Origin of the sequence: Chitinophaga rhizosphaerae, assembly GCF_003958645.1 — a bacterium.
GTDB lineage: Bacteria > Bacteroidota > Bacteroidia > Chitinophagales > Chitinophagaceae > Chitinophaga > Chitinophaga rhizosphaerae.
The window spans coordinates 335,891-351,489 of the sequence record NZ_RXLO01000004.1; the positions used below are offsets into that span (position 1 = coordinate 335,891).

At 59.3% G+C, this 15,599-nt stretch carries 1 protein-coding gene; it reads right to left on the bottom strand.

Annotation, left to right across the window (positions count from 1 at the left end):
• Positions 1-7 precede the first annotated feature (7 nt).
• On the bottom strand, positions 8-15,034 hold the full coding sequence (locus EJ361_RS11985; RefSeq protein WP_126245856.1) for an Ig-like domain-containing protein: 15,027 nt from the start codon (positions 15,032-15,034) through the stop codon (positions 8-10).
• Positions 15,035-15,599: the final 565 nt, after the last annotated feature.

Below are 15,599 nucleotides of genomic sequence, written 5' to 3' on the forward strand. Positions count from 1 at the left end.
GGAAATACTATCTCACGATAGTGATGGTTCCACGTTTATTCACGACCGTACCGTCTTGCAGCACTGCGCGGAGCACGTAGTTGTATACGCCTACCGGCTGCTTCCTGCCGCTCATGGTGCCGTCCCATCCGCGTCCGCGGTCTCTCGACTCGAACACCAGTTGTCCCCACTGGTTGTACACCCTGAATTCCATCTGGCGGATGGTGGTGCCATACACGTAGAGGATATCGTTGGTGCCATCGTTGTTCGGCGTGAACGCGTTCGGAACGAATACGAGGTTACCGGCCGGGTTGTCGGTGCTGCCACCGCCCTGGAACCATGCGCTGTTCTGACATTCGCTGGCCCCTACCGTCATTACCTGGAGGGTAACTGTCTGGTTCGGTTGTAGGCCTGTCACCGTATGCGTAGTGCCCAGGAGGCCGGAGCTCGGCTGCGTGAAGGTGGCGCCGCCGTCTGTCGATACCCTGTAACCCAGCGCTCCTGCGATCGCATTCCAGCTGAAGGTTACCGAAGTAGCCGTTTTGTCGGAGATGGAAACCGTCGGTGCCGGAAGCACTGCGTACACGTTGATGGTAACCGGCGTGCGGGTTGCGCTTACACATCCGCTGGCGTTGCTGGCCGCTACATAATATGTGGTAGCTGCCGTGAGCGCCGGGGTCGTGAACACCGGTCCGGTGAAGATCGGCGTGCCGCCCGTTGCGGAAGTGAACCAGGTGAAGGTGGTGCCTGCCTGTGTTGAGGTAGCCCTGATGTCGACCGTGCTGTCGGGGCAAATGGTATTGGCGTCTGCCGTTACCACCGGTACTACCGGTATGCCGCCCACTTCAGCCCTTGCAGTGGCTCTGCCTGCGCTGGTGCAGGAGCCGCCGACTACCGCTTCAACATACACCGTGAGGCTGCTGGTGAGCGCGCCTGTGGTGTAGCTGGCCATGGTGCCCGACTGCAGGAGGGTACCGCCGGTTGCGGCGTCGTACCACCTGTAGGTCACGTTGGCCACAGGATTCTGGATCGTGAAGGTCGCGGTTGCTCCGGAACAGATATTCACCGTGCCACCGTTCGCCAGAACCGGTACAGACGGTGCGTCTGCCGGGATGAAGATCACCTGGGCGCGGCCATTGCTTGCGCAACTGCCGCCTAACAGGCTCGCTTCAACGTAAACCGTATCTTTTGCCGTCAGGCCCGCCGGCGTGGTGTAGCTGGCCCCTGTGAAGAGGAGGTTGCCGCCGCTCGGTGCATCGTACCAGCGATACTGGTAATCTGTGCGGGCGTTCCTTACCCTTCCGGTTGCCCTGTCGCCACGGCATACTATTACTTCGCCTTCAACGACAAGCGGTACGTCAGGACCGGCGGTCACTGTTACGTTCACGCTGGTGCGCATGCTGCTGGCGCAATTGCCTGCATTCACCGCTTCCACATAGAAGATGTCGTTGGCGGTCATTGCCGGCGTAGTGAAGGATGTGCCCGTTCCCAGGAGGGTCCCGCCGGTTGCGGCGTCGTACCACCTGTAGGTCAGGCCGGCCTGCGGGTTCGTTACATTGATGGTGGCCATATTGCCTGCGCAAACCGTTTTCGCTGCAGCGTCTACCGTTACCACTGGCGGAGCCGGTGAAATGGTTACGGTTACGGCAGCTCTTGTTGCGCTGGCGCAGGTGCCGTTATCGGATTCTACATAGAACGATGTAGTGGCCGTAATGCCCGTCGGTGCATACGTGCTGCCGGTGAACAGGAGCGATCCGCCGTTGGCGGCATCGTACCACCTGTAGGTAATACCTGCCTGCGGAGATTGTACGCTCAGGCTGATCGGAGCGCCTGCGCACACATTCGTATTACCCACGATCACCGGTACTGCAGGCCCTGCAGCAGCGATCAGGATCACCTGGGCGCGGTTGGTGCTCGCGCAGCTGCTGGTGTTCACTGCTTCCACATAAATGGTATCGCGCATCGTGAGCGGGGTTGCAGATGTGTAGTTTGCGCCGGTGAACAGCAGGGTGCCGCCGCTCGGTGCATCGTACCAGCGATAGGTAATGCCCGCAACGGGATTGCTCACGCTCGCGTTCGGACGGTTGCCTGCGCATACCGTTACCGTGCCGGCGGTTACCGTCGGAGTGGCCGGAGCCGGAGATACCGTTACCATCACCTGCGTGCGGTTGTTGCTCGCGCAATTGCTGGTATTCACTGCTTCTACATAGAAGCTGGTGTTACCGGTCAGCACCGGTGTGGAGAAGGAGGTGCCCGAGCCCAGGAGGGTTCCGCCGTTGGCGGCGTTGAACCACCTGTAGGTCAGGTTGGCCTGCGGGTTCGTTACGTTGAGTACGGCCGTGCTGCCTGCGCATGCGGTTTTCGCCGTTGCGTCTACCGTTACGGAGCCCGGTACGGGGTTCACCGTGATGGCTACCACCGTTCTGCCCGTGCTGGCGCAGGTACCGTTGTTCGCTTCCACATAGAAGGACGTGGATGCGCTGATGGCGTTCACCGTGAAGCTGGTGCCCGTAGCCAGCGGCGTGCCGCCGGTTGCTGTGCTGTACCAGCTGTACGTGATGCCGGCTTGTGGCGTCTGGATGCTGAGGCGAACCGTATCGCCGGCGCATACCGTGGTTCCGCCGACCACAACCGGCTGAGCAGGTGCCGCCGTGGCGATGAGGATCACCTGGGCGCGGTTGCCACTGGCGCAATCGCCAGCATTCACTGCTTCCACATAGATGGTGTCGCGCATCGTGAGCGGAGTGGCCGTTGTATAACTATTGCCGGTAAACAGCAGCGTACCGCCGATCGGCGCATCGTACCAGCGGTAGGTAATACCTGCCACAGGGTTGCTGACGCTCGCCGTAGGCCTGTTGCCTGCGCACACCGTTACTTCACCGTTGGTGACGGTCGGCGTTCCGGGGCGCGGGGTCACGGTAACGCTTACCTGCGTGCGGCTGGCGCTTACGCAATTGCTGCTGTTCACTGCCTGTACATAGAAGTTTCTATTCGCATTGAGCACCGGCGTGGTGAAGGATGCGCCCGTTCCTACGAGGTTACCGCCGGTTGCGGCGTCGTACCACCTGTAGGTCAGGTTGGCCTGCGGGTTCATCACATTCAGGGTGGCGGTAGTGCCAATGCAGATGGATTTGGATGCTGCATCCACCGTTACTACCGGCGGAGCAGGGTTCACGGTTACCAGCACCGCGGTTCTGCTGGTGCTTACGCAACCGCCCGTATTGAGGGCTTCAGCGTAATAGGTAACGTTGGATGTAACTCCGGTGGCGGTGAAAGTGCTGCCTGTTCCCAGGAGATTACCGCCCGCGGGGGCATTAAACCACCTGTAGGTCACACCCGCAGCCGGGTTCTGGATCGAAAGACGGACCGTGTCGCCCGGGCAGATCGATGTGCTGCCTGCTACTACCGGCGCAACCGGGTTGGCGGCTACGGCAACGGTAACCCTCGTGAGGGCGGCGCTACCGCATCCGGAAGCGTTCACAGCCTGAACATAGAAGGAATCGGCTGCGTTCACCGGACCGATCGGGAAGTTGGCACCTGTAGACAGGAGCGTACCGCCCGGCTGGTCGTACCAGTTGTAGGTGATACCAGCGGTGGGGTTCAATACGCGGAGCGTGTCCCTTCCACCCAAACAAACAGTCAAGCTGGTAGCCAGTACCGTCGGAGCCGGCGGCAGTGCGTTAACCGTCACATGCACTTTGGCTCTTGCAGGGCTGGTGCATCCGCTAATGCCAACGGCATCCACGAAATAGGAAATCGTATCGGTGATCGCCGGGGTATTGAACACGGCGCCGGTGAAGATCGGCGCACCGCCCGTTGGCGCCGCATACCACCTGTAAGTGATGCCGGCCTGCGGATTGCTAACGCTCACCGTGGCTGTCTTGCCAAGACATACCGCGGTCGTAGCATTGGTCACAACCGGTATTGCCGGAGCAAGGTTCACATTCACGGTGGCCGCTACACGGCCGCCCGCGTTCGGGCAACCGCCTGCGGAGCGTATTGCTTCCACATAATAAATAGTGGTGTTGGTCAGCGCCGGTGTCACGAAGCTGTTGCCCGTGAAGATCGGCGTGCCGCCGGATATTACGTTGTACCAGCGGTATACCACTCCGGCAACAGGGTTCTGTACGCTGAGCGTACCCGTTGCGCCGGTGCAGATGGAGATGCTGTCAGCCACCAGTACCGGAGCCGGCGGCAGCGTGGCCACCGTTACGGTTACGGGTACGCGGGTAGCAGTACCGCAGGTACCGTTGTATGCTTCTGCATAATAAGTCGTATTCGCAGTGAGGTTCGGTGTAGTGAACACACTGTCGAGGCTCAGCGCCGTACCACCGGTTGCGGTAGCGAACCAGCGGATCGTATGGGCCGGGTTAGCCGGACGGGCCTTCAGCACCGCGTTGTTGCCAATGCAGATGGTCGTGTCTCCCGCAATGATGGCCGGAGCCGGCGGAACAGGCAATACATTCACCGTAGCCTGGGTACGGATCGGGTTGGCGCAATCCGTAGATGCGCGGTAGGCTTCCGCATAGTAAGTAGTAGTGGTATTCAGCACTGGCGTGTTGAACACTTTGCCCACGAATACCGGCCTACCGCCCGTTGCCTGGGTGTACCAGCGAACCGTTGCGCTGTCGGATGCAGTGGCGGTCAGTGTAGTGCTGGTACCGGCGCAGATCGTCACGTTGTTGGTGGCGATGGTCGGAGAAGCGAGCACCCTGTTCGCATAATACACGTTCATATTCATCAGCGCGCCTACCAGGCTGCGAACCCGGATTTGCACACTGGTGTATGGAGCACCCGGACTGAAGAGCACCACCTGCTGGTTGGCTCCGCCCAGTACTTCAACGCGCAGCAACGAGCTGTTCAGCGCCCTTGTGTCGCCGTTCGACGTTGCACCGTTGAAAGATGTGATCTCGATCCTGCCCAGCGCCGTTGCATCGAGCAGGCCGCCCGGAGTGGCGAAACGCAGTTTCACCGTATCCCCGGCAGCTGCGAGACCCGGGAAGTTCAGGTTATAAGTTACATCGCCGGCCACACCTACCGGTATGGAGATATTGGCGAAGTTGGTCGTATCGTTGTCCACCGCGTTATCGGGGTTATTCACCGCGCAGAGTACGCAAATCCCGTTGATGCTGGACGTTGCCGCATTGGCAAAGTCGCAACCCGGGTTGAAGTCACGATTTACGTTGATCGTAACCGCCGTTCTGTTCGCGCTCGCGCAACCGCCTGCCGTTAAGGCTTCCACATAGTAAACAGTTGTATTCGCAAGTTGCGGTGTGGTGAAGGATGTACCCGTATGGAACGCCGTACCGCCGGACGCCTGCGTATACCAGCGATAGGTATGTGCGGCGTTCGGAGTGGTGATGGTCAGGATCGCGGTTTGACCGTAGTTGATCATGCCGCTTGCCGGAACGATGGTCACAGCCGGAGATGCAGGTAATGCTTCCGCCATAACGGTTACCGTACGCGGGGTTGCACTGGTGCACTGACCGCTCACGGCTACCACATAATAAGTAGCGTTCGCGCCGAGCGCCGGGGTCGTGAATACGGCACCCGTGAACACGAGGTTCGTGAGGCTGGCATCGCTGTACCATTTGAAGTCAACGCCAGGTGTGGTGCTGGTAGCGGACAGCACTGCGGAAGAACCGATGCAGACAGTGGCGTTACCGGGAGTTACATCTGGCACAGCCGGGCGTTCGCTCACGTTCACCTGAACGGCCGTTCTCGTTGCGCTGGCGCAACCGCCGGCAGACACCGCTTCCACATAATAGGATACGGAGCTGTTGAGCGCAGCCGTGATATAGGTGGCTCCCGTGAACACCGGCGTACCACCGCTTTGCTGGGTATACCATCTGAACGTAGCTCCTGCAGGTGCAGTTGCCCTCAGCGTGGCCGATGTGCCCGCACAAGTCGCAACCGTTGTATTCTCTACCGTAGGCGCTGCAGGCGTGGTGCCCACAGTTACGGTAGCAGATACCCTGCCGCCTGCGTTCGGGCAACCACCGGCTGAGCGGATGGCTTCCACATAATAGATCGTTGTACCATTCAGTGCAGGCGTAGTGAAGGTAGCACCCTCAAACACCGGCGTACCGCCCGTCAGCGTAGTATACCAGCGATACACGACGCCAGCTGCCGGTGCAGTTACACGCAGCGTTGCGTTGGCGCCGGCACAGATACCCACGCTGTCTGCTTCCAGAACAGGCGCCGGCGGCGCTGTGCTTACCGTCACCGTTACAGACGTGCGGGTCGCGGAGCCGCAGGTACCGTTATATGCCTCAACATAATAAGTCGTATTGGCCGAAAGCGCAGGTGTGGTAAACACACTGTCCAGGCTCAGCGGCGTACCGCCGGATGCCGCAGCGAACCAGCGAATGGTGAGCGATGGGTCAGACGGACGCGCCTTCAGTACCGCGTTGTTACCAGCGCAGATCGTGGTATCGCCTGCGATGATGGCAGGAGACGGCGGGATCTGCAGTACGTTCACCGTAAACGCCGTACGTGCGGGGTTCGGGCAATTCGTGGATGCGCGGAAGCTTTCAGCGTAATAGGTAGTGGTGGCACTGAGCGCAGGCGTGGTGAACACCTTGCCGGTGAACACCGGCGTGCCGCCCGTTGCCTGGGTATACCAGCGTACCGTTGCACTGTCTGACGCAACTGCCGTCAGCACCGTTGTGCTGCCTGCGCAGATGGTGCTGTCGCTGGCCGTGATGGTCGGCGCAGCCAATACCCTGTTCGCATAATAAACGTTTACGTTCATCAGCGCACCTACCAGGCTACGAACTCTCAGCTGGATGCGGTTGTAAGCACCGGTCGGCTTGAAGAGCACTACTTGCTGGTTGGCACCGCCCAACAGTTCTACACGCAGCAGCCCACTGTTCAGCGCCCTGGTGTCGTTGTTGGACGTGTTACCGTTGAACGAAGTGATTTCGATGCGGCCCAGTGCCGTAGCGTCCAGCAAACCGCTCGGAGTGGCGAAACGCAGTTTCACCGTATCCCCGGCAGCTGCGAGCGACGGGAAGTTGAGGTTATATGTTACATCGCCGGCCACACCTACCGGTATGGAAATATTGGCGAAGTTGGTCGTATCGTTGTCTACCGCGTTATCAGGATTGTTCACAGCGCACAACAGGCAAATGCCGTTGATGCTGGAAGTTGCCTGGTTGGCGAAGTCGCAACCCGGGTTGAAGTCGCGGTTCACGTTCACAGTCACCGCAGTGCGCGTGCTGCTGGCGCATCCGCCGGCAGACACCGTTTCCGCATAGAAGGTGGTAGCGTTCGAGAGTTGCGGCGTGGTGAATGAATTGCCTGTATGAACAGGGCTTCCGCCGGTAGGTTGCAGGTACCAGTTGTAAGTGGCGCCTGCCTGCGGCGTGGAGATGGTCAGCGTTGCGGTTTGACCATATTCAACCGTACCGGATGCCGGGTTGATGGAAACGATCGGCGCAGCCGGCGGAGCTTCCACCAATACGTTCACCGTACGGGCGGTAGTGCTCACGCATTGACCGCTGGCGGCCACCACGTAGTAGGTTGTATTGGACGTGATCGCAGGGGTATTGAATACCGGCCCGGTGAATACCAGGTTGGTAAGGCCCGCGTCGCTATACCACTTGAAGTCGACACCCGCCGTCGTGGAGGTGGCGGAGAGCGATGCATTGCCACCCACGCAAACCGCGGCGCTCGCCGGCGTAACGTCGGGCACTGCCGGGCGTTCGGTCACGTTCACCTGAACGGCCGTTCTCGCTGCGCTGGCGCAACCACCGGCAGAAATACCTTCCACATAATAGATCACCGAGCTGTCGAGCACCGGCGTGGTAAAGTCGGCACCGGTGAACACCGATGTTCCGCCCGTTGCCGATGTGTACCAATTGAAGGTAGCGCCTGCAGGACCGGTAGCGCGAAGCGTTGCCGTAGTTCCCTCGCAGGTAGTCACCGTCGTGCTTTCCACGGTCGGAGCGGCCGGCGCAGCACCCATTTTCACGAATGCTTTGGTCCTAACCGGGTTTGCGCAATTGGTGGAGGTTTTCACCGCTTCCACATAGAATACCGAATCCACCGAAACAGGGCCGGTCGTAAACGAAGTCCCCGTTGCGATCGGCGTACCGCCCGCAGGGGTTGTATACCAGCGGAACAGGGTATTCGGTTTCGGCGCCACGTTGAACGTAGCCGTTCCGCCTGCGCAGGTTGTCACCGTATCTGGCGTTACATCCGGCACCGCGATGAGGCGTTGTGCATAATGTATGTTCAGTGCCGAGATGAGCGTGGCCACGCCGGAATTGAGGCGAACTTCCACACGGTCGAACACCGCGTTGGGTTTAAAGGCGATAACTGCCTGGGTATTGCCGGCGAGGAGCCGCAGGTTCACCAGGCTGTTGTTGATCGCCACGCGATCGTTGTTGAAGGTAGTACCGTTGTAGGTAGCCACTTGCGTTCCACCCAACAGCGCAACATCCGCCAGCGATGACGGGAAGGATATGAGAATGCGAACGCTGTCGCCCGCGTCGCTGGACGACGGGAAGATGAGCGTCTGTTGCGCATAAGCACCGAGCAGGCCTGCCACTACGTGCAGCGACGAAGCGGAGTTCGCACTGGCGTCTACCGCCGCAGCCTGGTTATCTACGAAACATCCGATGCAGATGCCGTTCACGCTGCTCACTTGTGTAGTTGCCACATCGCAGGGTACATCCGGGTTCGTGATGGTCACGTTTGCCACAACCGCAACACGCTGGGCGCTCGCACAACCCGTTGCGTTCGTTGCTTCCACATAATAGGTAGTGGTAGATTGCAGCGCGGGCGTTGTGAAGCTGGGGCCTGTAAATATAGCAGTACCGCCAACGGGTACGTCGTACCATTGGTAAGTCAGCGCCGGGTTCGGGCTATTCACCGTGAAGGTGGCCGTGCTGCCTTGCGGGATGGTCACCGAATTAGCGGTCACTGTTACTTCCGCCAGGCCTACCTGGACAACTACCGGCACCCTCGTTTCGCTCGGGCAATTGGTAGTGCCGGATACGGCTTCGGCATAGTATACCGTATTGGCGCTGATGGCCGGTGTCACGAACGATGCGCCCGTTGCCAGCGGCGTTCCGCCGGTAGCCGTGCTGTACCAGCGCACCGTATTGCCCGCGGGCACGGTGGCGTTCAGCGTAGCCGTCTGACCGGAGCAGACATTTACCGTATCTGCCGCGATCGTCGGACGGGCGGTTATTTGTTGAACGTAGAATACATTGATTTCATTCAGCGCAGAAACCACACCCGTGAGCCTGATTTCCACGTTGTCGAATGCAGCTGTTGGCACGAAGGATATCACACTGCGCGTGCCACCGTTCAGGAGCTGCAGGTTCAGCAGGCCGCTGTTCAGCGTTTTCACATCTGCCGTATTTTCCGTGGTACCGATCCGTGGACGGACGGTTGTACCCGCAAGCAGGTTCAGATCGAGCAGGCCTGTGGTGGAGCCTACTACCACACGGAGCGAGTCGCCGGGCGTGCTCGCCGTCGGGAAGGAAATCCGCTGGTAAACGGATCCGCCCAGCAAACCTACCGGCAAGTGCAGCGACGAAGCCGTTTCGGGGTTCGCATCCACCGCCAGTGCCGCATCATCCACACCGCACAACAGGCAAAGGCCTACAGTGCCGGTAGCCGTAGAAGTAGCACCGCGGCCGCAAGACAGGTCAGGACTGGCCGGGCCAACCGTTACCGTGACGGGAACGCTGGTACGGATGAAGCTGGTCAGCCCATCCGGCGTAGCCGCCTGAACATAATAGGTTTTATCCTTCAGCAGCGTGGGCGTGGTGAAGGTCGCCGTTGTTGCCACAGGAACGCCGCCGGTCGGGGTTTCATACCAGCTGAACGTTGCACCGGGGAACCGGATCGAAGCATTGAAAGTTTGGGTATTACCGAATGGAACGGTAGCGTTCGGCGGAGCAACCGTTACGGGAACGAACGCTGCCGCTTCATATACGTTCAGGCTGCCGAGCGCGGCCACCACACCGTTCAGGTCTACCCGAACGCCGTCGAAGCCGGTAGTAGCCGGAATCACCACTTTGAATTTGGCCACGTCGCCGGTTACGTCGAGTCCCAGCAATTGCAAGTCTGCGAGGTCATTGTCGAGCGTAACGGGATTCCCGTTCGGCGTGTCGCCGCTATAGGTTTCCACCCTGATGCCGGAAAGCAACTGGGCATTCACCAACTGGTTGGGCACACCGAGGAACAGCGCGATGCTGTCGCCCGCCTGGTAGGTACCCGGGAATTTGATCAATTGGCCTACGGAACCGAGGGCGCCCACCGTCATCGTGATCTGCGACGCCGTGGTCGTATCCTGGTCTACCGCATTGTTGGGGTTCGAAACGCCGCAACCCAGGCAAATACCGCCGATCAGCGGGCTCTGCTGCAGGTCGCCGTATGTCCACAACGGACCGGGGCCACCGTTCACGGTCACCGTGGCGGCCGTGCGCGAGAAGCTCCGCTTTCCGTCTGCCGGCGTAAAGGCTTCCGCAAAATATTGTTTCGTTCTCGTAAGTACCGGCGTCGTAAATGCCGCAGCGTTGCCAACCGCAGTGCCGCCTTTCGGTTCCGTGAACCAGGAATAGGTGGCGCCCGGTGCGCGAACGCTGGCGGTCATCGTTGCCGTGGCGCCGGATGCGATCACCGGTGCCGGTGGCGTGATGGTCAGCGGCATAAAGGCTACCGCTTCGTATACGCGCAGCCCGTTCAGGCCGGCCAGTAAGGCGGTCGTTCCAATGCTGACACCATCGAAGTTAGTTCCTACCGGGAACGTCACGCGGAATTTACCCGTGCTGCCTACCCCGAGGCCGAGGGGTTCCAGTCTTACGAGACTGTTATTCAGCGCAATCACGTCTCCGTTCGGAACATTATTCAGGTAGGTCTGCGCGGTGAGGCCACCTAACGCAGAAAGACTAAACAGCTGATCGGGCAATTCCAGGAACAGCGCGATGCTATCGCCCGCCTGGTAAACACCTGGGAAGTGGATCACCTGCGAAATGCTGCCGAGCGCGCCCAGCGGCATGCTGAGGAGGGAAGACGTGGTCGTGTCTTCGTCAACCGCTTTCGCAGGATCGGTAATGCTGCAACCTACGCACACACCACCGATCACAGGCCCTGCCTGCTGGTCGCCGTACGTCCACAGCGGACCGGGGCCACCGCCCACGTTCACTGTAGCCATTGTGCGCACGAAGCTCTTCTTGCCATCCGGCGTACTGGCTTCAGCCCAGTAGAACGTTTGACGGGTAAGATTAGGGGTATTGAAGCTGGCGCCCGTTCCTACCGGCGAACCGCCGGTGGGTGTGGTGTACCAGTTCACCGTGGCGTCGCCCAGGCGAATGGTAGCGCCAATAGTAGCGGAAGTATTCAGCGGAACGGTTTGTACAGATGGTGCAACCGTCAGCGGCACCATTGCCGTGGCTTCGAATACCTGCAGATTACTGAGGCCGCCTACTACGGGGGCCAGCGAAATTTGCACCGCATCGAAGTCCGCTCCGGCAGGCAATGTTACCCTGAATTTGCCCGTGGCGCCTACAGGAATGCCCAGCACCTGTGCATTGGCAAGCGCTGTGCTGAACGCCGCAGCGTCGTTATTGGAAGTGGTCCCATTGAAAGTTTCTATCCGGATACTGTTCAGCAGGTTCAGGGAAAGCAGCTGACCGGCAGGGATTCCAAGATCGAGGATGATGCTGTCGCCCGGATGATAATTACCGGGGAAGCGGATCAGCTGGCCGGCGTTGGAAAGCACGCCCAGCGGGATGGTGATCGTGGAAGCGGTGGTCGTGTCTTCGTCTACCGCCAGTTCGGGATTATTGACGGTGCAGCCGAGGCAGATACCGCTCAATACAGGACTGGTTTCATTATCGCCATAAGACCAGAGTGGCCCGTCGGCACCGCCAACCCTCACGGGAACGGCCGTCCGCACATAGCTGGTAACGCCGTCTGCGGTTGCCTCTACATAATAAGTGGTGCTGCGGGTCAGGTTCGGCGAATTGAACGTAGCGCCCGTTCCTACCGGCGATCCGCCCGTAGGAGCGGTGTACCAGTTGAACGTAGCCCCGGCAGGACGAACCGTTGCGCTCAGGCTCGCGCTCGTTCCATAAGGCACAACAGCCGGGTTCGGAGTAACTGACACGGGTATCATGGCCACGGCTTCGTACACACGGAGGGTAGCCAGTTCGGCGAGTACCGCGTTCAGGTTTACCTGCACCGCGTCAAAAGATGTTGTAACCGGCATGCTGACGCGGAACTTCGGCGTTCCGCCCAACCCGATTCCCAGCGCCTGCACGTGAATGAGGTCTGTACCGAGATTCATGGCCGGCCCTGCCGTAGCAGCGCCCAGGTAAGGTTGCAGGCTGATATTGGTGAGGATCGATTTGGTGTAGAGTACGCCGGGCAGCTCCAGATCGAGGATGATACTGTCGCCCGACTGGTAGATACCGGGGAATTTGATGAGTTGGCCTACGGTGCTGGCAACGCCTACCGGCGAAGACAGCGTGCTGAAAGTGGTGGGGTTACCGTCTACCGCGTTGCCGGGGTCGGAAACGGAGCAGAGCAGGCAAACGCCGCCGAGTTTCGGGCTTTCTTCTTCAAAGCCGTAAGACCACAGCGGGCCAGCGCCGCCGCCAAGGTTTACCGTGGCGAGGGTGCGGGTAAAGCTCTTCTTACCGTCTGGCGTAGCGGCTTCCACATAATACCGCGCTTTGGCCGTGAGGTTGGGCGTGTTGAAAGTGGCGCCTGTAAACACCGGAGAACCGCCGGTGGGCGTGGTGTACCAGTTGAAAGTGGCCGTAGCCAACCGGTTCGCGGCGGTGATAGTGGCGGATGTTCCGTACGGAACGGTCTGCATGGCGGGGTTCACTGCCACGGGAATTGTAGCCGTAGCTTCATAAACCTGCAGATTCGCCAGGCCGCCGATGAGCGGGGCCAGCGAAATCTGTACCGCATCGAAATCGGTATTCACCGGCAGGCTCACCCGGAACTTGCCGGTGGGGCCTACCCCGATACCGAGCGCGAATGCGTTCGCAAGACTGGTATTGAAAGCGGCCGCATCATTGTTGGCGGTGCTGCCGTTGAATGTTTCTACCCTGATGCCGCTGAGCAGTTGCAGCGAAAGCAACTGACCGGCGGGGATGCCCAGGTCGAGGATGATGCTGTCTCCCGCATGGTAATTACCCGGGAAACGGATCAGCTGGCCTGCGTTGGAAAGTACGCCCGCGGCGATGTTGATGGTAGACGCGGTCGTAGTGTCCTGGTCAACCGCCAGTTGCGGATTGGAGACGGAGCAACCTACGCAAACGCCGCTGAGTACGGGGCTGGTTTCCGTATCACCGTACGTCCAGAGCGGCCCGTCGGAGCCGCCGACCCTCACGGGCACTGCGGTGCGGGTGTAACTGGTAATCCCGTTGGCAACCGCTTCCACGTAATAGGTGGTGCTGCGGGTGAGGTCCGGGGTGTTGAAAGTGGCGCTGGTGCTCACGGGCGAGCCGCCGGTGGGTGTGGTGTACCAGTTGAACGTGGCACCGGCTGGGCGGACCGTGGCGGCGAGGCTGGCCGACGTTCCGTAGGGAACGACGGGGGCTGCGGGGCTCACGGCCACAGGGATCATGGCTACTGCTTCATATACACGGAGGGTGGCAAGTTCTGCCAGTACAGCGTTGAGGTTCACCTGCACACCGTCGAAGGAGGCGGATGCGGGAACGCTCACGCGGAATTTGGGAGTACCTCCCAGGCCGACGCCAAGCGCCTGAACCTGGATCAGGTCCGTGCCGAGGCTGATGGAAGGCCCTGCGGCGGCGGCGCCGAGGTAGGGTTGGAGGGAAATATTGGTGAGGATGGATTTCGTGTAAAGAACGCCGGGCAGTTCCAGGTCGAGGATGATACTGTCTCCCGACTGGTAAATCCCCGGGAATTTGATCAGCTGGCCGACAGTGCTGGCTACGCCAACGGGCGAGGAGATGGTGCTGAATGTGGCGGGGTCTGCATCTATCGCGTTACCGGGATCGGTGACCGAGCAAAGCGCGCAGATACCGCCGAGCTTGGGGCTTTCCTGCTGGTCGCCGTAGCTCCAGAGCAGTCCGGGCCCGCCGCCGACGTCTACGGTGACGCCCGTACGAAGTATGCTGGTGAGGCCATCGGCGGTGGTGGTGGCTTCCACGTAGTAGTCATGGACGCCGCGGGTGAGCACCGGAGCGTAGGTGGCGCCGGTGTTCAGGAGGGTGCCGCCGGTGGGGGCGTCGTACCAACGGAAGGTTGCCGCGCCGAGGCGGTGGGAGGCCGTCATGGTAGCGGCCTGGCCTGCGGGACTGACGATAGGATCATCGGCAGGGGCGATCGTTACCGGCACCACGGCCGCGGCCTGGAAGAGTTGCATGTCGTACGAAAGGCTGATGAGCCCGCCGAAGGTGATGGCAACCTGGTCGAACTGGCTGGTGATGGGGATCACGGCTCTTCTTTTACCGGTGGAGCCGACGCCGAGCAGTTGTACGTTGAGGGCGGAGCCGAGGCGGACGTCCTGTTTGGCGGTGTTGCCGCTGCCGAGGTACGTGCGCACGCGAACGTTGTTCAGCACTGAAGCATCAACCAGACCGGTGGTGGTCAGCGCGAAGTCGACCACGAGGCTGTCGCCCGCTTCATAAGTACCGGGGAATACGATCCGTTGGCCCATTTCTGAGATGAGCCCTACCTCCATATTATATAATGCGGCGGTGTTGGGATCGTTATCGATCGCGAAGTTGGGGTCGGAGATCGAGCAACCGATACAAAGTAGCGGGTTGAGGATGTTGGACGCCGTAGTACCGCGGGAGTAAATGGGCCCGGCGGCGAAGAAACTACGTATAGACATCACATTTAGCCAGGACAGCCTGGCATCGTCATGCAATACCGGGGATCTCCCGTGCCAGTTTTCGGGCAGGGGCGACGGGGCTTTCTCCGGGTACCACCAATATTGATTATATGCTGCAGGGGCTGCAGCGCGCGCGTTTCCGTTCCATCCGAGCACCAGGGCTGCGGACAGCACGAGGAAGAAGCGCCATAAGCAATTCGGAGTAACATTACAACTCATACGACAATGGTTTGGGTTTATATTATGCTTGTGTTGAACTTTCGACACTTCGGGAAGGAACTACTGTTTTTGGTTGGAAGCAGGGTTTCCCGGTCAAACGACTCTGGCTGCAGAGGCTATGATGAAAAAGGAGAATGACTGTCTGCATCAAAAAGGTTCAGGATTACAAAGCCGCGCTTTACAGTTTTTGATAGGATGCATTCTTCGGTTTAATATCATGGATTCTCGAAGCGATTTAACGATGCTAAATTAACTGGCAGAGATGCGAAATCGATGGGCCATTCTTATTCATTCCAATGCATGATAATCGTTCTGTTCATTGTTAGAAATTCTGTTCATTTTGTTCATTTTTTATTATTTTGAACAAAAGCAGTTCAAATTTTGTATCGCGGTTTATTCATGAGACTTGTCACCTTGAGGTCAAAACGAAATATTTATGCATCACCTGTTCATCCTTTCCGTTTATTTTATCCTCTCTGTTAATAAAATAGTTAGGAACACAGATTATTAAAAAAATTTCCACAGGGGTTAGTATATTACATTAGCATGATTATCAGATAATTAT